Here is a 20,766-nt window from a genome sequence, read left to right as displayed (position 1 = left end):
CCGCCGGTTCCCCCTCGGGAGCCAGCGGCCCGTCGCCGTCCGGGGCGCGGAATCGCGGGCTAGCGTGAGCGCCATGGACATCACCATCCACACGACGGTCCTCCCCCACGACGACCCGGACGCCTCGCTGGCGTTCTACCGTGACGTCCTCGGCTTCGAGGTCCGCAGCGACGTCGGTAAGGGCAAGATGCGCTGGATCGCGGTCGGCCCGCCCGGCCAGCCCGGCACGTCCCTCCTCCTCGCTCCCCCGGGCGCCGACCCCGGCATCACGGACGCCGAGCGCGGCACCATCTCCGAGATGATGGCCAAGGGCACCTACGGCTGGATCATGCTCGCCACCCCCGACCTCGACGCCACCTTCGAGAAGGTGCAGGCCGCGGGGGCCGAGGTCGTCCAGGAGCCGATCGAGCAGCCCTACGGCGTCCGCGACAGCGCCTTCCGCGATCCCGCCGGCAACCTGATCCGCATCCAGGAACAACGCTGAGCCCGTTAACCTCGGGCCATGGCCACCTCGCAGCCCGCGCCGCTGCCCGTCCAGAAGCGGGCCTGGGACACGCGTGAGCGCATCCTGGCCGCCGCGGTCGCCTGCCTCGCCGAGGACGGCTACGCCGCGACGACGACTTCGCGCATCCAGGAACGCGCCGGGGTGTCCCGCGGGAGCCTGCTGCACCAGTTCCCCTCGCGCGACGACCTGCTGATCGCCGCCGTGCAGCACCTCGCCATCCAGCGTGCCGGCCAGGTCGACGTGCCCGAGGCGGCCGGCACGATCGACGACGCCGTCGAGCAGATCTGGCTCACCTTCCACGGCCCGCTCTTCACCGCCGCCCTGCAGCTGTGGGTCGCGGCGCAGCACAACCCGCAGCTCGCGGCGGCGCTGCGGCCGCCGGAGCACGAGCTGGGCCGGCACATCCGCGAGCTGATCACCGGCCTGTTCGGGCCGGAGCGCGTCGCGCACCCCGGCTTCGCCGACCTCGCGCCCGTGCTGCTGGCGAGCATGCGCGGGGTCGCCCTGACCTACACCTTCGAGCCGCGCGACCACCGGAGCGACCCGAACCTCGCGGCGTGGAAGCGGCTGGCCCACCGCATCCTCGACGCGTAAATTAGTACGGCTTGACTAATTGCCGTCGAGTCGGGAGGCTGCGGAGATGACGAGCGTCGCCTTCCCGCGGGTCCGCACCGAGAACGGCGTGGTCCGGGGTCTCGAGATCGACGGCCTGCACCACTTCCGCGGCATCCCTTACGCCGCCCCGCCGTTCGGGCCGCGCCGGTTCCTGCCGCCGCAGCCCGCCGCGGACTGGGACGGCGTCCGCGACGCCACCGCACCCGGGCCCGCCGCGCCGCAGGTCGCGGAGGAGAACCCGCTCGGCGCGGTCTACGCGGCGACCGAGACCGGCGAGGACTGCCTGACCCTCGAGGTGTGGACCCCCGACCCCGGCCGCGCGAACCTGCCGGTGGTGGTGCACATCCACGGCGGCGGGTACATCTACGGCGCCGGTTCGCTGCCCGGCTACAGCGGCAGGAACTTCGCGCGCGACGGCGTCGTGCACGTCGGCATCAACTACCGGCTGGGCATCGACGGCTTCCTGTACCTCGGCGAGGGTCACGACAACCTCGGGCTGCGCGACCAGTCGGCGGCGCTCGCCTGGGTGCAGCGCAACATCGCCGCGTTCGGCGGGGACCCCGCGCGGGTGACGATCTTCGGCCAGTCCGGCGGCGGCGTCAGCGTGATGAACCACCTCGCACTGCCCGCTTCGCGCGGCGCGTTCGCCGGGGCGATAGCCCAAAGCGGGTGTTCGATGGCGTCCGTCGACGTCGATGAGGCGTGGCGCGTGACCCGGCAGGTGGCGCGCGACCTCGGGGTCGCGCCGACCGTGGCGGGCCTGTCGGCGGTCGGCCTGGAGCGCACCGCGGCGGCGTCGTTCAAGGCGCTGAAGCGGTACGCACTAGGCCTGGTCAAGGGTGATCGCCGGGCGCTGCTGCTCAGCCCGTTCCGCGGGGTGCACGGCACGGAGTTCCTGCCGGCGAACCCGGTCCGGTCCGCCGGTGCCGCGCCGGGCGTCCCGCTGCTCGCCGGGACGGTGCGCAACGAGGCCGCGCCGCTGATCGAGGGCATCACGAGCGTCGCCGGCCCGGTGGCGCCGCTGATCCGCCTGGGCCTGCGCCGCACGCTGGGGATGGACGCCCCGACGGTGCGCGCCTACCGCGACGGCCCCCGCCACGTCCGCGGGCTGGCCGCCCTGGTCGAGGCCGGCTGGACGGACTGGGGGTTCCGGATCCCGACGATCCGCCTGCTCGAAGCGCGTCCCGAGCCGTCGTGGCTCTACGAGTTCCGCTGGCAGCGTGAGGGAATCCCGCCGGGCTCCGGCGCGTTCCACGCCGTCGACCTGCCGTTCGTGCGCGACGACCTGGAAACGGTCATGGCGCTGGGAGCGCCCGCGATCGACCGGTTCGGCAGCCGTCCCCCGCGGGAACTGGCGCGGCGCGTGCACGCCGACTTCGTCCGCTTCGCCACCACGGGCGATCCCGGCTGGCCCCGGTACGACCGCGACGGGCGGACGACCATGGTCTACGACGAGCAGACCCGGGTCGTCCAGGACGCCGCGGGCGCCGAGCGAGCCGCCTGGGACGGCCGCCGGTAGCGGCCTGCCTCAGCCGAAGGCGAACATGAAGATGGTCACGATGCCGAGGAGGTAGACCGGATAGCCGATGCGCGCCGCCCGGCGCAGGGTCTGTTCCGCGTCGTCCCGTTTCAGCGTGGCGAAGCGCTTGCGCAGCATCGCGATCAGCACACAACCGGCGGCCAGCAGGATGAACGCGTAGTAACCCCATTCGAGCGCCACGATGTAGCTGACCGACGGCAGCTGGGACGTCACGTTGTTGAGCAGGACCGCGGTGCTGAGGATCGCGGTCACGCCCATCGACACCGGTGCGCTGCCGTCGGCGGCCTTGAAGAACAACGACAGGTACGTGACGCAGATCAGCAGGATCAGCGGGAGCAGGTTCTTGATCAGGAACGGCAGCGTGTCCCGCTCGATCTCGATCTCGGCCGCGTACTGGCTGTAGTAGATCCCGGTGGCGGCGCCGGCGGACTGGCCGTCGCCCAAGGCGTCGCTGCTGCCGACCGTCTGGCGGAAGAAGTGCACCGAGGACGCGACCCAGTTGGGGACCTGGTTGATGGTGGCCTCGGCGTCGGCGCCGCTGCGCAGGTAGGCGCGCGGGTCCTGGTCGAGGATCTCCTTGTCCGTCACGTAGGAGACCTGGTCCGCGGTCTGCGTCCGGTTCTGCAGCAACACGGTGAGCCGCTGGTGGTCGAACGGGAAGTCGTGGAACTCGAAGCTGCTCTTGAAGCGGTCGGCCACCCGGTAGAGCCGGTAGGTGCGCCCGTCCTCGGTGACGTCGCGCAGCGGCTCCCCCAGCTTCAGGTCGGGTTTGACGGCGTTGACGAACTGCACGTCGGCCGCGCCGTTGTTGCCGGTGTACTTGAGCCAGACGAAGAAGTCGACGAAGTACGTGCCGTCGGTCGTGTCGAGGTCGCGGACCTCGTTGAGGTTGATGCCGGTCGCCACCACCTGGCGCCGGCTGAGGTACCGGTTCTTGACCGCGATGACCTCGCCGTCGGCCAGCCCCGCCTGCAGCGCGTCACCGGACGGCGGTTCGTAGATCGTGAACTGGACGGGCGCCGAGACGAACCGGGCGCCGTCGCTCGTCACCACCGACACGGCCATCTGCGCCGACCCGCTCGCGTTGAAGTACAACGGCCCGAGCAGTGCGGGGAAGGAGTTCTTCCGGTCCTTCAACGACGCCACGGAGTCACGCACCCGCTGCCGGTCGTCAGCCCGGTGGTTCCCGTCGAAGCCCAGCCCGCCGACCTCCATCGCGTGCAGCCCGACGTTCAGCGCCTGCCGGGCCGTCGCGGCCTGCCACAGCGGGCGTTCGCCGTAGCGCTGCTCGAAGGCGTCGGCCCACACCTGCGCGGGGCCGGACAGCGAATCCTGGGCCAGCGGCGTCGCCATGAACAGGTTGCCGGTGAGCGCCCCCGGCCGCCCGCTCTTGCGTTCGGCTCCGGTCAACGCGTCGTGGAAGGCCCGGGAGCTCAGCGAAGAGGTGCCGAGGACGGGCGCCGTCACACCGGCGGACCGGAGCCGGTCGATCACCTCGAGGCCGCTCTTCTCCTTCAACGCCAGCACGATCGGCTCACGCGGGTCGTGCGCCTCGAGCGCGGCGACCGCGGCGTCGACCGACGCGGCGCGGCTCGCGGGCGCGGCGGAGATCGGCAGCTCGGCGGTCACCCGGCCGAACTCGCCGAAGGACTCCAGGAAGGTGTCGTGCGCCGACCGGCCGTCCTCGTCGTCGTCGTAGATCACGGCCGCGGTCTTCGAGCCCAGGACGTGCGAGGCGTACACCGACATGAAGTCGCTCTGCGTCCGGTTGCCGAACATGCTGCGGAAGTACCACTCGCTGCCGTCGGTGATCCGCGACGAGCTGGCCGACGGGGTGATGGCCGGGATCCGGGCCCGCTGGTAGATCGGCGACGCCGCGAGCGCGGTGTCGCTGCTCCCGTGCCCGACGACGTAGAGGACCTTGTCCTCCCGGACGATCTGCTGCGCGATCCCGATCGCCTTGTCGACCCGGTCCGCGTCGTCGTAGACGAGCAGCTCCACCGGGTGCCCGTGGATCCCGCCCGCCGCGTTCACGGTGTCGAGGTGCATCCGCACGGCGTGCTCCATGTGGGCCGAGGTCACCGCGTTGTCCCCGGTCATCCCCGCCACCAGCGCCACGTAGACGGGCTCGCCCCGCTCGGCTCCCGCCGCCGTCCAGACGCCCAGCACCGAGGCCAGGACCACGGCCGCGCCGACGGCGATCCAGATCTTCTTCCAGCCGCCCTTCGCCCGGCCGGCGCGGACGTTGGCCGGCGGCCGCTCCGGTTCCACCAGGTCGGCGACGTCGGCGGGCGTGCTCGGCGGCGTGGTGCGCACGGCCTTGAGCGCCCGACCGGTCTCGGGATCGGCTTTGATCTCGTAAGCCCGTTCGAGGCAGAACCGCCGTTCGCCCTCGGTCGCCACCAGTTCGGCGAGCCACCGCCACGCCGGCTCGTAGCCGTCGTCCTTCGCCAGCGCGACACCCAGCAGTTCCCGGGCCCGCGCCGGGTCCGAGGCCCGGAGCCCGATCGCCCGATGGGTGAGCGCGACCGCGGTGTCGGGTTTCTCCGGCACGGGGACAGACCTCCGAAATCGGTTTTCGCTGAGCACCCCACAGTAGGCAGCACCCGCTTACCCGATCGATGAACCTCTGTCCCCCGATGCGGTCACCACCGCGGTGCCGCCGGCCGACCATTGTGGACGGTCAGCGGCACCCGGGGCGTCAGGCGAGCGGCCCGTAGAGGCTGTTGCCCGGCGCGTCGGCGTCGGTGCTGGTGAAGTACTGCCGGGTGGCGGCCGAGATCTCGTCGTGCGAGAGGTAGCCGCTGCCGTCGGTGTCGAGCAGGCCGAACGTGTACTCCGCGTCGGTCTCCGGAGTGCCGTAGCCGACCTGCAGGCGCACCCACTCCGACCGGCTGAGCTGCCCGTCGCCGTCGGCGTCGCCCATCGCCAGCAGCGCGTCGATCGCCGGCTGGAACAGGTCCTGGTAACGGTCTTCGCCGGCGAACACCGTCATGCCGCCGGTGAACTCTTCGCGCGACACCCGGCCGTCACCGTCGGCGTCGAGGTTGCCCACCAGGGACTCCCAGACCCGCTGGAAGCCCGCGGTGACGGCCTGCGCGGCGGCTGTCTCACTGGCGTACCCGAACGCGGCGGCCACCTGCGCACCACGCTGCACGAAGTCTTCGTGCTCGATGAAACCGTTGCCGTCGGCGTCGAAGTGCCGGAAGAAGTTCGACCACTTGCGCTCGAGGAGATCCTGGGACACGAAGGTCCTTTCGTCGGGGAAACCTTGCGGCGCGTCACGATAATCGGGACCCACCCACCCCGGCCGAGAACGGTGATCACCACCCAGCGCAACCACAAGCGACCGGCAACACGCTGACGCATGACCCGTTGGGGAAAGAACCAGGGGAATCGGGCGACGCGGCCTCACCGGATCGATGGGTTGTAACAACCGCTGCGCACCGACGACTTGATGTTGGTCGACGAAGGAGGCGCACAGTGACGGACCCGGTCACGGTGGAACCGCTCGAAGAACTGACAGCGTTGTGGGCGCCCGGAAGCGCGGTGCTGTGCGTGGGGGAAGGCGACGACGGGATCGAGTCGGTGGCGACCTGGCACGTCAGCCCGCCCGGCGACGCGACGGGAGCGTGGATCTACCCCGCCGACGACGTGTTCGGCTCCCAGGACGCGGCACGACGTGTCCTGACGTTCGTCGAGCGCCGGGCGATCGCCGCCGTGCACCCGCAGAAACTGCGGGAATGGCTCGACCGGCTGACCACGACGGCGAAGGTGGACATCGAGGACGGCGGGTGGGAGCGGCACCTGTTCTCCCCGGTGGACGCGTTCCGTGAGACGGCCGAGCGGCGGCAGCAGTACGCCGCGACCGTCGAAGCCGCACGCCAGGACAGCAAGACGATCACTCCCCTGGAGTGGACGCACGACCTTCCCGACGACGCCGAGGTCCAGGACTTCGCTTCCCTGCAGCGGGTTGCGCGCATTTCGGCCGCACCCGGGACGCCCGTGGTGTCCGAGGTCCTGTCGATCGCCCGCACGCTGAGGTGGCTGGTGTCCGTCTGGGCGGAGACCGAGCAGGTGAAGAACCGGCGCCGCTACGTGCGGGCCGCGCACGGGGATCCCGATCCGCTGCCGCCCCGGTGGCTGGCCGCGGTCCGATCCGCCAGCACCAACCGGCTGCCGCTGTGAAAGCCGCGCACGGCTACGCCGTCATCGACACCGAGACCACCGGGATCCTCACCGGCTGGCACCACCGCATCGCGGAGATCGCGATCGTCCACGTGGACCCGCGCGGCACCGTCACCGACGAGTGGGTGACGTTGGTCAACCCCGAGCGCGACCTGGGCCCCCAGGCCATCCACGGCATCCGGGCGGCCGACGCCCGCCGGGCACCCCGGTTCGAGCACCTCGCGAGCGAGCTCGTCGAGCGGCTGAGCGGGCGCGTGGTGGTGGCGCACAACTGGACCTTCGACGCGATGCACCTGCGTGCCGAGTTCAGCCGGCTGGGCATCGACACGCCGTTCGAACCCGACGCCGGGCTGTGCACCATGCGAGCCGCGGGCCGGGCGCGGCTGGGTTCCGGGCGGTCCCTGGTCGACTGCTGTGCGGCCGCGGGCCTGCCCGAACGTGCGTGGCACACCGCGCTCGCCGACGCGCAAGGCGCGGGCGAGCTGCTCGGCTTCCTCCTGCGGCACGCGCCGGACGCCGTGCGCGTCACCGATGCCCAGCTGCACGCCGCGAACTGGACCTGGCCGCACCTCGAGCGACGCCACACCCCGGCGGCGCACCGCACGGCGATCGGGCACGTCGAACCGCACTTCCTGGCCAAGCTCGTCGAGCGGATGCCGCGAGACGGTGAACCGGCCGTCGACGCGTACTACGCGATGCTCGACGACGCCTTGCTCGACCGGCAGATCTCGGCCACCGAAGGCGACGCGCTCGTCGAGATCGCCCACGACCTCGGCCTGCACAAGAACGAAGTCGTGGCCCTGCACCTGAGCTACCTGCGGGACCTGGCGCGCGAAGCCTGGGCGGACCAGGTGGTGACCGACGAAGAGCGGAACGATCTGCTCACCGTCGCCATCCTCCTGGCGCTCGACCCGGCGATCGTCGAAACGATCCTCGACGAGGAACGCGACGCCGTCCGGGAACCGACGCCGGGGCCGGAACGCCAGGTCGGCGGACTCGTCCTGCGACCGGGCGACAAAGTGGTCCTCACCGGTGCCATGCGGCGCGAACGCGCCGACATCGCGGCCGAAGCCGCCGCGGCCGGCGTCCGCGTCACCGGATCGGTCAGCAAGCAGACGCGCGTCCTCGCCGCCGATCCGGACTCCATGTCGGGCAAGGCCAAGCGAGCCCGCGAATGCGGCGTCCCGGTCGTCTCGGAGCACGCTTTCCTGCAGGCGCTCGCGCGGCTCGTCGGCTAGGCCGGTCTTTCGCTGCTTCGCCGGTCCGGTCGGCTACTCCGCCGCCGGGTGGGTGCCGCCGCGGGCCACTACCACCGGGCAGAGTGCGTACGACATCATCGCCTGGCTGGTCGAGCCCAGGGCCAGCGCCGCCAGGCCGCTGCGGCCGCGGCTGCCCACCACCAGCAGCTGGGCCCGGTCGGCCAGATCGAGCAGGGCCTGCGCCGGGCGGCCGCGCTGGACCAGCCGTTCCACCCGGACGTCCGGATATCGCTCCTGCCAGCCCGCCAGGCGCTCGTCGAGCAGTTCGTTCGCGGACTGCTCGATCGCGGTGCCGTCCATGGTGCGGCGGCCTTCTTCGAAGACGGCCGCCAGGAACGTGTCGTGCCAGGCGTGGACCGCGACCAGCGGTGCGCCGCGCCAGGACGCTTCGTCGAACGCCACCGCGATCGCGTCTTCGCTCGCCGGGGTGCCGTCGACGCCGACGACCACCGGGCCTTCGGTGGGCGCGTCGTCTTCGGCGACGTGGGGGCGGATCAGCGCGACCGGGCACTCCGCGTGCGCGGCCAGCGCCAGCGACGCCGAACCGAGCAGCACCCGCGCGGCCGTCGAGAGCCCCGGCGTGCCGAGCACGACCATCGCCGCGGACGCCGACTCGGCGATCAGCCCCTCCGCGGGCTGTTCCGGGCGGAGCACGACTTCGGGGGTCAGGTCCGGCGCGACCCCGGCCACGGCGGCCCGGGCCGCGTCGAGCAGCCGCTGCCCGCGCGCGCCGACCAGTTCGTAGAGATCGTCGAACGTCCCGCCGGCGTGCGGATAGGCCACAGGCAGCTCTTCCGTGGCGTGCACGAGCCTGAGCCCGCGGCGGCGCGTCGCGGCGGCCCGCGCCGCCCAGCGGACCGCCGTCAACGCCGGCTCCGACCCGTCGACTCCGACCACCAGGTCTGTCGCGCTCGCCATCCGCGTCCCCGCCTTCCTCGTCCGGGACCCGAGTAAAGCACCGAACGCCGCCCGCGGCTCGCGGACGACGCCCGGTGGGGTGACGGCTACTTCTGCCACTGCCCCGGTTTCGGCACCCCCGGCAGCGCGGTGGTGTTGTTCCAGCTGGTCTGCGGGTTGGCCAGGCCGCCGCCGGGCTGCTTCCACAGCTGGAGGTTGATCGGGCGGCCGCTCTCCATCGCCGCGGCGAAGCTGTGGTGGCCGTCGCCGGCGAGCTTGAGCTGGTTGGAGCCCGGCGGGTAGTAGACCTTGACGTCCAAGGGCTTGTCCATCAGGCCGTCCGCCTTCCACTTCGCGATCTTGTCGTCGATCACGCCCTGGAAGACGTGCTCCTGCATCGGGGTCACGTCGCCGTAATTGCTACCGCTGATCTTCTGCGGCTCCGGCTTGAACGTGTACTCCCCCTGCAGCTTGCCGTTCGCGCCCGGCGGCGGCTGGTGGAAGTCGTCCTTGCCCGGCGGCGGCTTCGACGCCGGGTTGCCCGTGGTGCCCGGCGCGCCGCCCGCGTCCGGCTTCGGGTTCGACGGCCCGGGGGTGTCCGGCTTCGGCTCGGCCGAGGTGTCGGGCTTCGGTTTCGTGCTCTGCGGCGGCGGTTCCGGCCGGGGCGGCTTGCTGCTCGACGGCGTCGTCGTGTCCGGCTTGGGCTTGGGCTTGGGTGGCACGATGGGCCTGCCGTCCGGCCCGAGCTGCGGCTTCGGTTTCGGCTTGGGCGGCACGATGGGCCTGCCGTCGGGCCCTAGCTTCGGCTTCGGCTTGAGCGGCGGCGGTGTGGGCTTCCCGTCACTGCCACCCGTGTTCCCGGCGTCGTGCCCGCCCCTCGGGGTCTGCGGGGCACCGTTGCCCCCGCCCGCGGACTGCGAGCTGGTGCCGCAGTTCATCAGGCCCAGCGCGTCGAACTCCGCGTACGGATCGGGCACGTAGGCGTACGGGTCCGGTCCCGGTTCCAGGCCCAGCGGGTCCTGGCTCAGGTACCGCGCCGTCGCCGGGTCGTAGTAGCGGAAGACGTTGTAGTGCAGTCCCGTTTCGGCGTCGGCGTACTGACCGGGGAACCGCAGCGGCGTCGGCGCGGCCGTCAGCTCCCGGCCGTGCGCGGTGCGGCGGCTGGTCCACACCAGCCCGCCCCGCTCGTCGAGCAGGTCGGTCGGCGTGCCGACGGCGTCGGTGACGAACGTGCGCAACCGCGTGCCCTGGGCGTCCCGCTCACGCTGCACGACCGGGGTGACCGTGCCCGGCAGGTGGTCCCACGTGACGATCCGGCCCGGCCCGGCCTCCTCGATGAGCGTGGTGCCGTCCCAGGTGTAGATGGTGGTGGCGGTGCTGCCGTCGGCGCCGTGGCGGGTCTTGCCGACGCGGCGGCCGAGCGGGTCGTAGTGGTAGCGCCACACCGTGCCGTCCGGCGTGGCCGCCGCCGTGAGGCGGTCGCCGGACCACGTGAACTGCACCGCGCCCTGGGTGACCCGCCGGCCGTAGCCGTCCTCGGTCACCGCGAGGTCCGCGGGCGGGAGCAGCGTGCCGCCGTTGTCGTAGCGGTACTCCTCGCGGCCCTGCGCCGAGGTGACGCCGACGACGCGCCCGGCGGCGTCCCGGGTCAGCGCGGTGGTGCCGGTGACGTCGTCGTGCAGCGTCGCGAGCGTCCCGTTGGCCTGGTAGCCGAACGCCCGCCGCTGCACCGGGACGCTCCCGGCGGCGACGGCCTGCGTGGCGAGCTCGCCCTGGCCGCCGTAGGTCTGGCCGAGCTGGGCGGCCCCGTCGTGGCGGCCGATCACGCGGGACGCGGTGTCGTGGCGGTAGACGATCGCGTGCGGGCCGGCCAGCAGCCCGATCGGCCGGGCGAGGTCGTCGAAGAACCAGGTGCTCTCGGCGTCGCCCGGGGTGCGGCGGTGGATGTAGCCCGACTCGTCGTACTCGAAGCTCACGCTGCGCCCGTCGACGGTCTCGCGCACGACGCGGCCCAGCTCGTCCCGCTCGAACTCCACTGTGGACTCGCCGTTCGCGGCGTGCGCCAGGTGGCCGACGGGGTCGTACCGGTAGGTGGTGGTGCGCTCCGGCGCCCGCACCTCGACGAGGTTGCCGATGACGTCGTGGCGGTAGGTGGTCACCAGCCCCGCCGGGTCGGTGGAGCGGACCAGCTGCCCGGCCGCGTCGTAGGCGTAGGTGCGGGTGCGCCCGGCGAAGTCGGTCTGCGCCTGCAGCCGCCCCAGCTCGTCGTAGCGGTAGAGCCAGGTGCGGCCCTGCGGGTTGGTCACCGAGGTCAGCCGCAGCTCGGTGTCGTAGCCGTACACCGTGCGCGCGCCCGCCGGGTCGGTGAGCGCCGTGAGCACGTCGAACGGACCGTACTCGCGGCGGGTGACGCGGCCCAGCTCGTCGACGTGCTCGGTCTCGTTGCCTTCCCCGTCGTAGCGCCAGGACGCGCGTTCCTGCCGCGGTCCGACCCGGGCGGCCGAGCGGCCCTCGACGGTCCAGCTGAGCGCGACCGTCCCGGTCGCGGTCGGCAGCGCCCGCGGCCGGCCGAACTGGTCGGGCTCCACGCCTTCGGGCGCGGGCGGCTCGTCGCCGCTCAGCGAGATGGGCGTGGCGACGCCCATCGGGGTGGTGCGCGGATCCGGCGCGTCGTCTTCGTACCGGCGGTGCCAGGTCGTGTCTCCACTGTGGACGGTGATCGCAGCGGGCCCGCCCGCGGCACCCTCGACGAGCACCACGGAGCCGTCCGGCCGGTGCACCTGGGTCAGGGTGCCGTTCTCGTCGTAGCCGTAGCGGGTGGTGCGGCCCAGCGGGTCGGTGCGGGAGAGCAGGCGGTCGTAGCGGTCCCATTCGGAGAGCGTCACGCCACCGATCGGGTCGACCTCGCGCACGACCTGGCGCGCGTCGTTGAGGTGGAACTCGGTGACGTGCCCGAACGAGTCGGTGTGGCGCGTGAGGTGGTCGTCGTAGGCGAACGTGCCGTCGAGGAAGCCGCCGTCACCGGTGGTGCGGACGCACCGGCCCCGCTCGTCGTAGGTGTAGGCGTAGTGGACGTCGTTGCGGTCCTGCCACGACGTGAGGCGCCCGGCCTCGTCGTAGCCGAACCGCTGCGCCTGCCCGGAGGAGTTGGTCACCGCGGACAGGTGGCCCTGCGGGGAGTACTCGAAGCGCAGCGCCGTGACGTCCGGCAGGCCGTCGCCCAGGACGACGACCTCGCTCACCCGGCCGCGCCGGGTCCGCAGGGCGACGCGGACGCCGTCCTCGCGGCGCAGCAGGGTCGGGGTGCCGAAGTCGTCGTAGAAGACCTCGACCCGCTGCTCACCCTCGAAGGCACGCAGCGGCACCACGCGCCCGGAGCCGGAGAACTCCAGCACCGCGTCGTCGGTGGTGAGGGTGAACGTGTCGCCGTCGCGGGTGAGCGGCCAGCGCGCGCCCTCCAGCGGCAGCTGCTCGCCCTCGCCGCGCGGGTAGACGAGGATCGTGCCGGCGGGTGAGAAGTAGCAGACGTGCTCGTCGTCCACCTCGAGCCGCTGGTCCACAGTCGACGACCACGAGACGCCGAACCAGTGGCCCGCCCGGTAGGTCGACACGTGCGTGCGCGCCAGCACCAGCGAACCGAGCTCGAGGTCGAGCTGTTCGAGGATCACCTCGCCGCTCGCGATGTCGACGGGGTCGTCCTTGCAGACGCGGTTGTCGGGGTCGGGAGCGGTGTCGCGCGGGTTGTCCGGCTTGTTCGACGACGGGCTGGTGCCGCCGCCCCCGGACGAGCCCTTCCCGCCGCCGCCGTTCCCGTTGCCACCGCCGTGGCCGCCAGGTGGGGTGTCGCCGTTGGTCCCGTTACCGGACGGCGACGTGCCGTCGTTCTTGGGCGGCGGGCCGTCGTGCTTCGGCGGCGGCGTCCCGTCCGCGCCGGAGGTCGTGGTGCTGTCGCCGCCCTTGGGCTTGGGCTCCGGCGCCTTCGGCGTGCCGTCGATCTTCGGGGGCTTCTTCGGCGCGGACACCTTGCCGGGCTTGATGTTCTTCAGCGCCTTCGCGGCGTCGCCGAACAGCGAGCCGGCCCGCTTCAGCAGCGGGATGAGCGCTTTGAGGGCCTTGACGAGGCGGGTGACGAGGTCGGCGATCTTGGACGCCGTCTTGGCGACCGCGCCGATCACCTGCGGCACGACCCAGGTCAGGCCGATGCCGAGGGTGAACACGACCTGAAGCGCCCAGCTGATCAGGTGCCCGACCAGCTCGGCGATGATGTCGCGCACCAGCGACCGGACCGCGCCGACGACCTCGCCCGCGGTCTTCACGCCGCTGGAAGCGCCTTCACAGCCCTTCTGCGCGCTCCCCAGCAGGGCGACGAGGTCCTGCGACTGCTGCCGGTAGGCGTCGGACGCCGGACCCGTCCACGACTGCAGGTCGGCCTTGACCATGTCGCCGAAGTCGGTGCCGACGCTCTGCAGCTCGCCCGCGATGTTCTTCCACGTCTCCGACTGGGCGGCGATCTCGTCGGCGTTGCCGGTGAGGCCGTTGAGCGCTTCCTTCAGCGGCCCGACGTGCTCGATCAGCCAGCCCACCCCGGCGGCGAGGATCGCGCCGAAGGGGTCCATGGCCATCGACAGCGCGTCGAGGGCGGTGCCGACCGCCCCCATCGCGACCGAGGCCCAGTCACCGCTCTCGATCGCGGACTTCAGGTCGTTCGCCGTCTCCAGCAGGGAGATCCCCGAGTACGCCTTCGTCGAATCCTGCGTCGGCGCGATCAACGGGTTGCTCATGTGGTGGAACCATCCTCAGTGGGGGGACCGCTCGCCGGCTCACTCTGCCCGGCCCGAGATCTTTTCAAGCTACCAACTTCCCGGGAACCGGCGCCGGGACCTCCGGATCGGGTTGCCCGTCCGATCACCCACGGATGCCCGCGGACCCTCCTATTCGGGCGAACCAGCAGTCGAACTCGTCGAACCGGGTCGATCGAGCAGATCGGGCAGCCGACGTCACGAGAGGTGTTCCCTTTTGCGCGCTCTTGGGCGATAGTGGTCGAAGCTGTGTTTTACAACGTTGTAAACCCTCTCGTGGAGGTCCGATGCGCGGGCGGCTATCCTGCAAACGCACCCGGTCGGCGATGACCTGGGTGGCCGCGCTGAGCCTGGCCGCGCAGCTCGCCCTCAGCGGCGTCGCGGAAGCGGCCGGGGACTCCTCGCCGCATCCGACACCAGGCGCGGGGACCCACTTCCTCGACCACGCCGCCGCCCTCGCCGGGTACTCGGATCCCGCCTGGTACGAAGCGAACATCCCGTTCGTGGACCTGCCCGACGCCACCATGCAGAGCGTCTACTACTACCGTTGGCGCGTCTACAAGGAGCACCTGCGCTACACGAACCCCACCGACGGCTGGATCTCGACGGAGTTCCTCGACTGCTGCGGGTACGCCGCGCCCTACCAGGCGATCGACGCCGCCGCCGGGCACCAGCTGACCGAGGGGCGCTGGCTGCGCGATCCGGGCTACGGCCAGGACTACCTCAAGTTCTGGCTCACCGGCCCCGGCGCGGGCCCCAAGCCCGCCACCGACGACGTCAACGCCGACACGACCGACTGGGCGCACGAGTACAGCGTCTGGCTGGCCACCTCGGCCTACGGCCAAGCCCAGGTGACCGGGGACTTCGCGCCGTTGCGTCAGCTGCTCCCGGCGCTCGTGCGCCAGTACCGCGGCTGGGACAAGCAGTTCAACCCCGGCCTCGGCCTCTACTGGTCGGTGCCCGTCTGGGACGCCATGGAGTTCTCCGCCTCCTCCTACGAATCCGCCGAGCCCTACCACGGCGGCGCCGGGTACCGGCCGACGCTCAACTCCTACCAGTACGGCGACGCCGTCGCGATCAGCCGCATCGCGGACTCGGTCGGCGACCACCGGCTCGCCGCCGAGTACGCCCAGCGCGCCACCCGGGTGCAGGCCGCGATGCAGAAGTGGCTGTGGGACCCGGAACGGGGCTTCTACTACGCCATGGCCCGCGACGACAACCCGGGCCACCGGCTGTCCGGCAGCCGCGAGCAGATCGGCTACCTGCCCTGGACGTTCGGCGCCGCCGGCCCGGCCGACACCACCGCCTGGTCCCAGCTGCTCGACCCCCAGGGCTTCGCGAGCACCTACGGCCCGACCACGGCCGAGCGCCGCAGCCCGTTCTTCATGAAGGACGCCGGTTCGTGCTGCCGCTGGGATGGACCGAGCTGGCCCTTCGCCACCTCCCAGACCCTCACCGGCCTCGCCAACCTGCTGGACGACCACCCGGCCCAGCGCACGGTGTCCAAAGAGGACTACGCCGCCGCGCTGGCCACCTACGCCCGGACCCAGACCAGGAACGGCGAGCCCTACGTCGCCGAGGCGCACGACCCGGACCGGGACGCGTGGATCTACGACGGGCAGAACCACAGCGAGGACTACAACCACTCCACCTACACCGACCTGGTGCTGTCCGGGCTGCTCGGCCTGCGCCCGCAGTCCGGCGACACCCTCGAGGTCAAGCCGCTCACCCCGGCCGGCTGGGACCACTTCGCCGCCGAGAACGTGCCCTACCACGGACACAACGTCAGCGTGCTGTGGGACCGCGACGGCAAGCACTACGGGCAGGGTGCCGGGATGCGCCTCTACGTCGACGGAAAGCTCGTCCAGCGCTCTGCGACGCTGCGCGACACCACCATCGACGTCGGGCGCACTGTGGTGCCCCAGCGGGACGACCTCGTCAACGACGCCGCCAACCCGCTGCGCACCGGCTACCCGCGGCCGATCACCTCCTACACCTGGCCGAACGACAACGCGTGGAACGCGCTCGACGGCAAGGTCTTCTACAGCGAGGTGCCCGAGAACACGCGGTGGACCAACTACGGTTCGCCGAACCCGGGCGACTTCTACGGCGTCGACTTCGGTGCGCCCACGCCGGTCGGCGACATCCGCTGGAGCGGTTATGACGACGGCGGCGGCGTCCGACCGGCCGCGGCCTACAGCCTGCAGTACTGGACCGGCGCGGCCTGGCAGGACGTCCCCCGCCAGGTCCGCGCGCCGGCGAGCCCGGTGGGCAACGGCGTCAACCGCGTCACCTTCCCCACGCTCACCACGAGCAAGGTCCGGCTGGTGTTCACCAACCCGCCGGGCGCGTTCGTCGGCGTCACGGAGCTGCAGTCCTGGACGCCGTCGAGCCCGGACGCGCGGATCGCCGTCGGGCCCGCCAACGCCAACGGCGTAGTCATCGTCGGCCGGAGCACCCCGCTGACCGTGACGGTGCGCAACACGACGTCGAGCCCGCTGGTCTCGCCGCGGGTGAGCCTCGCCGTGCCGGCCGGCTGGGCGGTCACGCCGACCGGGCGGCCCGCCGCCGCGATCCCGCCCGGGCAGTCGCGGACGTCGACGTTCACCTTGGCGGCGCCACCGGACGCGGAACCGGGCAGTGCGGCGACGCTGACCGCGACCGCGTCCTACCGCGGGCCCGGCGGCCGGGCGGAAACCACGCACCAGCGCCAGAACCTGCAGATCCCCCACCCGGCCGGGCAGCACGACGCGGTCGGCGCGTGGGGCCTCGACGAGGGCAGCGGCACCGTCGCCCACGACAGCGCGGGCATCCACGACGCCGCCCTGACCGGCGCGCCCGGGTGGGTCCCCGGCGTGACCGGCACCGCGCTGCAGCTGGACGGCTCGAGCCAGTACGCGCAGACCGGCGGACCGGTGCTGGACACCACCGGGAACTACTCGGTCAGCGCGTGGGTCCGGCTGGACCGCACGGGTTCGTGGGCCACCGCGGTCAGCCAGGACGGCGACCCGAGCAGCGGTTTCTACCTCCAGTACTCCGCGGCCGACGACCGGCTGGCCTTCTCGACCAGCGCGGGCCGGGCCCTGGCGGACGTCGCCCCGCAGCCGGGCCGCTGGTACCGGCTGGTCGGCGTGCACGACGCCGACGCGGGCACCTACGTGCTCTACGTCGACGGCGTGGCGCAGGCCAAGACCTGGAGCCAGGCGACCGGGGACGCGTCGCCCGGCCCGCTGGCCATCGGCCGCGCCGTTTCCGGCGGGCAGCACAGCGACCTGTGGCCGGGCAGCGTCGACGACGTCGAGGTGTGGAACCGGGTCCTGACCGCGGCCGACGTCACCGGCGGGGCGAACCTCAGGCGTCCGGCTCCAGCGGGGCCGTGAGTTCGAGCTGGATGCCGTCGGGGTCGGTGATCGACAGCACCGCGATGCCGAACGGCGCCAGCTCGGCGAGTTCGCCGTGCTCGTGCCCGCCGGCGGCGCAGCGGTCACGGATCTCGGCCAGTTCGGCACGGCCGCCGACCGAGAAGCTGACGTGGTCGAGCCCGACGCGCAGCGGGTCGAACCGGTCGCCGGCCCGGCGGCGCGGGTCGTCGCAGGGCCGGAGCCCGAGCTGCAGCTGCCCGTTGGTCAGCACGATCCCGCCCTGCAGGTTGTGGACCATCAGCCAGTGGTCCGGATCGTCCTGGGGCGGCACCGCGTCCACCGCCACCGAGAAGCCCAGCACGCGGGTGTAGAACTCCCGCGCGCGGGCGACGTCGGTGACGGTCAGCCGGATGTGGTGGACCGCGCCGGCCGCCGCTGTCACGCGGTGCCCCGGGCCAGGAACGCCAGCAGCGCGTCGTTGAACTCCTGGGCGTGGGAGGCGTTGATCGCGTGCGGGCCACCCTTGATCACGACCAGTTCACTGTCCTCGATGGACTCCGCCGAGCGCTTGCCGCTGACCTCGAAGGGCACGATCGCGTCCGCGTCACCGTGGATCACCAGGGTGGGCACGCCGATCTTGGCGATGTCGGCGCGGAAGTCCGTGCGGCCGAACGCCGCGATGCAGTCGAGGGTGCCCTTCGGCGACGCGAACGCCGCGATCTCCTGGGCGTACGCGCGCTGGTCCTCGCTCACGAGCAGCTTGCCGTTGGCGCTGAAGAAGTCCGTCGTGAACTGCTTCAGGAACGCCAGCCGGTCACCGCGGACGCCGGCTTCGAACTGGCCGATCGTCGCGTCGTCGAGACCGCCGTCGGGGTTGTCGTCGCTCTTGTACAGGTAGGGCGGGACGGCCGCCGCGAGCACGGCCTTGGCGACCCGGCCGGCCCCGTGCGTGGCGAGGTGGCGGACGACCTCGCCGCCGCCCATCGAGAAGCCGACCAGCGTGACCTCACGCAGGTCCAGGTGGGTGAGCAGGGTTTCGAGGTCGGCGGCGAAGGTGTCGTAGTCGTAGCCGCCCCACGGCTGTGAGGACCGGCCGAAACCGCGCCGGTCGTAGGTGATGACGCGATAGCCCGCGTCGACGAGCACCGGCACCTGCGCCTCCCAGGAACGGCCGCTCAGCGGCCAGCCGTGGATCAGCACGACCGGTTTCCCGGTGCCGTGGTCCTCGTAGTACAGGTTGATCGGCGCGGAGTTCTCGTGGCCGACGGTCACGCTGGGCATCTGTTCTCCCGACGGTTGAAATTACCTCGTCCACAATTCGAGTGCCCGCAACTCATCTGCCTCAAACACCGCGAGCACCGTTGATCGTTCGGGGCGGACCCCGCACCGGATTGGCGTCAGCAGTCGTCCTTCGCCATGTCGCGGACGACGAGCAGGCTGGTGAGACCGGTGCCGTGCACCTGGGAGGGCAGGTTGCCGGGCACGCCTTCCAGCCGGTTCGCCTCGCGGGCTGGGTGCCGGCCGCCAGGACGGCCGAGGTGACCACCCAGGTCGCCGGGCCCTGCCCCGTGAACGGCTGGAACTGGTCCTGCACAGCGGAGACGAACCCGACACCGGGGCCGAGCACGGTCACCATGGCGCCGAAACCGGTCCCCTACCGGGGCTCCCGTCAGCCGATCACGAAGACGTCGGACGCCGCGGTGAACGGCTCGACGTGGCCGGCCGGGTCCTTCGCGTCGCCGTGGTAGCGGATGCGGTGCGGGCCGGTCGTGCCGGGTGGGATGTCCCAGGTGATCTGCACGACCGGGCCGGTGCTCTGGCCCCGCGACCAGTGGAACTTCGTGGACCAGTCGCCGTCGTCGGCGATCGTGTGCCAGGCTCCGTCCACTTCGGACTCTACCGTCAGGTACGTGCGGCCGCGGCGGAGGTCGTTGTTCGGGTTGGCGGCCACGAAACTGACGCCAGCCTGCTCGCCGGGGTGGTAGCTCGGCGCGGGCTGGGTCAGGACCCGGCCGGGCGACGGGCCGTCCGCGGTCTTGTCCTCGGCGGGCCGGATCCGGCCGGAGTGGCCGGGTTCCGGCGTGCCCCGCTCCACCGGCGTCCCGTCGCGCAGGGCGACGGCCAGCCTCGCCGCGGTCTGCCGCAGGGCGTCGAGCTGCCAGCGCCCGAACAGCGTGCTGCCGCCCTCGTACCGCTGCGCCTCGTACTCCTCGGGCGTGGTCACGTAGTGGAAGTAGCCGTTGCTGTAGCCGGCGACCAGCACGTTCTCGAGGTCGGCGCCCACGAGCTCGGCGACCGTGCGGCGCAACCGGAGGCCGGCCACGATCGTGACCTCGCCGGGGATCCCGATCAGGTACAGCGGGCCGACGCGCAGCAGCTGCACCGGGAACCGGGTGGCGATGAACGGGCGCAGCCGGTTGAGCAAGCGGCCCGGCAGCGTCATTCCCTTGGGGGCCTGGGCATCCCGCAGTCCGGGCGCGAGCCGGTACAGCACCGCGGACAGCGCGTCCCAGAAGGGGTTGCGCTGCTGGCGGAACCCGGCGAAGCCCTTGCCTTCGTCGGTGCCGGCCAGCGCCGCGGCGCCGCCGATCGGGCCGCGGGTCCGGTGGGCGCGCCCGTCACCGCAGAACTCCGCCGAGACGGCCGTCGCGGACAGGTCGACGTGGGTCAGCCGGTGGTCCACCCCGCCGCGCACCGGGACACCGGGTTGCTTCAGCAGCGAGGCCGCGGCCTCGTACTGGCGCAGGCCGATGATCCGGGTGTTCTCGAACTCGTCGCCGGTCGGGCCGCTGCCGGGCCGCCCGCCGACGTTGGGCGACATGTCCCCCGCGTTGGTCTGCGCGAACGCGGCGACGAAGCCCGGCGGCTCCGGCGCGAGGTAGTCGCCGCCCTCGACCTCGCGTTCCCAGTGCAGCGCCGCGTATCCCTTGTTGTCCGAGCTGATCAGCAGGTTCCGGTTGGTCATGCTGGTGCCGTGCGTGGCGAACCAGTTGATCACCCCGACGACCCGGCCGGCCCGCTCGACGCGCAGCACCGTCGTCTGCGGGTCGACGCCGTCGGGGAAGAACTCCCGGTCCGCGCGCGGGTTGCGGTCGAACGCCACGCGCGACCGGTTGGTGCTGGCGTCGCGGAGCTCCCCGTGCGCCAGCGTCAGGTCGGCGGGCGCGAGGTCGGCGTGCGCCCGCTCGACGGCTTCGGTGATGCCGTCGACGATCGCGGTGAACGTCTTGGGGTGGAAGCCGTTGGACAGGTTTAGAGGTGGTGGTGCCCGTAGCCGCCCGGGCCGCAGTGCGTGTGGGTCACGGTGATCATGACGTTGGACTCGGTGTACCGGCCGTCCAGGCGGGCCAGCACCGCGCGGTGCACGCTGGGGAACATCAGCGGCAGGTCGCAGACGATCAGCAGCACCCGGCGCGCGCCGTCGTCGATGACGAAGGCCCGCGCGCGCAGTCGCGTGTGGAGCCCGGCGCTGCGCTGCCAGGACTTGCCGTAGCCCATCAGTTCGCAGCCGGCGGCCTCGCCGGTGATGTCGGCGATCCCGCGGCCGACCAGGAAGTCCCTGTCCGTCAACGGCTGTCCCCTCCCGGTGGCTGCGCGGTCG

At 72.2% G+C, this 20,766-nt stretch carries 14 protein-coding genes; 6 read left to right on the top strand and 8 right to left on the bottom strand.

Annotated elements, in window-relative coordinates; translation table 11 throughout:
• Positions 1–73 precede the first annotated feature (73 nt).
• From OG439_RS10830 to OG439_RS10820, 3 genes are read left to right on the top strand one after another with little or no spacing between them, the layout of a single operon-like run.
• Positions 74–484, top strand: coding sequence for a VOC family protein (locus tag OG439_RS10830; protein WP_247051428.1), 411 nt, complete (start codon positions 74–76; stop codon positions 482–484).
• An 18-nt stretch (positions 485–502) separates the two neighbouring features.
• Positions 503–1,099: a TetR/AcrR family transcriptional regulator gene (locus OG439_RS10825; protein WP_326949246.1), complete on the top strand. Its 597-nt coding sequence runs from the start codon at positions 503–505 to the stop codon at positions 1,097–1,099.
• A 46-nt stretch (positions 1,100–1,145) separates the two neighbouring features.
• On the top strand, positions 1,146–2,639 hold the full coding sequence (locus tag OG439_RS10820; RefSeq protein ID WP_326949244.1) for a carboxylesterase/lipase family protein: 1,494 nt from the start codon (positions 1,146–1,148) through the stop codon (positions 2,637–2,639).
• Between the two features lie 9 nt (positions 2,640–2,648).
• On the opposite strand, the gene OG439_RS10815 is transcribed toward OG439_RS10820, so the two are convergent.
• Entirely contained in the window at positions 2,649–5,213 is a 2,565-nt protein-coding gene (locus tag OG439_RS10815) for an ABC transporter substrate-binding protein (RefSeq protein WP_326949243.1), read from the bottom strand.
• A 148-nt stretch (positions 5,214–5,361) separates the two neighbouring features.
• A complete protein-coding gene (locus OG439_RS10810; protein WP_326949242.1) occupies positions 5,362–5,907 on the bottom strand; it encodes an EF-hand domain-containing protein in 546 nt (181 codons plus the stop codon).
• A gap of 236 nt (positions 5,908–6,143) precedes the next feature.
• On the opposite strand from OG439_RS10810, the gene OG439_RS10805 reads away from it, so the two are divergent.
• On the top strand, positions 6,144–6,848 hold the full coding sequence (locus tag OG439_RS10805) for a DUF6218 family protein (RefSeq protein WP_326949241.1): 705 nt from the start codon (positions 6,144–6,146) through the stop codon (positions 6,846–6,848).
• A complete protein-coding gene (locus tag OG439_RS10800; protein WP_326949240.1) occupies positions 6,845–8,086 on the top strand; it encodes an exonuclease domain-containing protein in 1,242 nt (413 codons plus the stop codon). Before OG439_RS10805 ends, OG439_RS10800 begins: the two co-directional genes overlap by 4 nt.
• A 33-nt stretch (positions 8,087–8,119) precedes the next feature.
• Here the strand turns inward: OG439_RS10800 and OG439_RS10795 are convergent, their stop codons facing one another.
• Together OG439_RS10795 and OG439_RS10790 are read right to left on the bottom strand one after the other, a co-directional pair.
• Entirely contained in the window at positions 8,120–9,025 is a 906-nt protein-coding gene (locus OG439_RS10795; RefSeq protein ID WP_326949239.1) for a universal stress protein, read from the bottom strand.
• 86 nt (positions 9,026–9,111) lie between these two features.
• Entirely contained in the window at positions 9,112–13,785 is a 4,674-nt protein-coding gene (locus OG439_RS10790) for an RHS repeat-associated core domain-containing protein (RefSeq protein ID WP_326949238.1), read from the bottom strand.
• A 305-nt stretch (positions 13,786–14,090) separates the two neighbouring features.
• On the opposite strand from OG439_RS10790, the gene OG439_RS10785 reads away from it, so the two are divergent.
• On the top strand, positions 14,091–17,183 hold the full coding sequence (locus OG439_RS10785) for an MGH1-like glycoside hydrolase domain-containing protein (RefSeq protein WP_326949237.1): 3,093 nt from the start codon (positions 14,091–14,093) through the stop codon (positions 17,181–17,183).
• On the opposite strand, the gene OG439_RS10780 is transcribed toward OG439_RS10785, so the two are convergent.
• The 4 genes from OG439_RS10780 to OG439_RS10765 all read right to left on the bottom strand — a co-directional run bounded on the left by OG439_RS10780 (position 17,155) and on the right by OG439_RS10765 (position 20,735).
• Entirely contained in the window at positions 17,155–17,607 is a 453-nt protein-coding gene (locus OG439_RS10780; RefSeq protein ID WP_326949236.1) for a VOC family protein, read from the bottom strand. The genes OG439_RS10785 and OG439_RS10780 overlap by 29 nt on opposite strands.
• A complete protein-coding gene (locus tag OG439_RS10775; RefSeq protein ID WP_326949235.1) occupies positions 17,604–18,446 on the bottom strand; it encodes an alpha/beta fold hydrolase in 843 nt (280 codons plus the stop codon). Before OG439_RS10775 ends, OG439_RS10780 begins: the two co-directional genes overlap by 4 nt.
• 388 nt (positions 18,447–18,834) lie before the next feature.
• Entirely contained in the window at positions 18,835–20,367 is a 1,533-nt protein-coding gene (locus tag OG439_RS10770) for a neutral/alkaline non-lysosomal ceramidase N-terminal domain-containing protein (RefSeq protein WP_326951523.1), read from the bottom strand.
• 50 nt (positions 20,368–20,417) lie between these two features.
• Entirely contained in the window at positions 20,418–20,735 is a 318-nt protein-coding gene (locus OG439_RS10765; protein ID WP_326951522.1) for a neutral/alkaline non-lysosomal ceramidase N-terminal domain-containing protein, read from the bottom strand.
• Positions 20,736–20,766: the final 31 nt, after the last annotated feature.

This window comes from Amycolatopsis sp. NBC_01307 (assembly GCF_035975215.1).
Classification (GTDB): domain Bacteria; phylum Actinomycetota; class Actinomycetes; order Mycobacteriales; family Pseudonocardiaceae; genus Amycolatopsis.
Note: the sequence above shows the minus strand (reverse complement) of the source record. Positions and strands in the feature narration are given on the sequence as shown.

Excerpts from the sequence above, each read along its gene's own strand:
- OG439_RS10820 (WP_326949244.1), top strand. The coding sequence starts at position 1,146 with ATGACGAGCGTCGCCTTCCCGCGGGTCCGCACCGAGAACGGCGTGGTC.
- OG439_RS10790 (WP_326949238.1), bottom strand. The coding sequence starts at position 13,785 with ATGAGCAACCCGTTGATCGCGCCGACGCAGGATTCGACGAAGGCGTAC.
- OG439_RS10785 (WP_326949237.1), top strand. The coding sequence starts at position 14,091 with ATGCGCGGGCGGCTATCCTGCAAACGCACCCGGTCGGCGATGACCTGG.
- OG439_RS10775 (WP_326949235.1), bottom strand. The coding sequence starts at position 18,446 with ATGCCCAGCGTGACCGTCGGCCACGAGAACTCCGCGCCGATCAACCTG.
- OG439_RS10830 (WP_247051428.1), top strand. The coding sequence starts at position 74 with ATGGACATCACCATCCACACGACGGTCCTCCCCCACGACGACCCGGAC.
- OG439_RS10795 (WP_326949239.1), bottom strand. The coding sequence starts at position 9,025 with ATGGCGAGCGCGACAGACCTGGTGGTCGGAGTCGACGGGTCGGAGCCG.
- OG439_RS10825 (WP_326949246.1), top strand. The coding sequence starts at position 503 with ATGGCCACCTCGCAGCCCGCGCCGCTGCCCGTCCAGAAGCGGGCCTGG.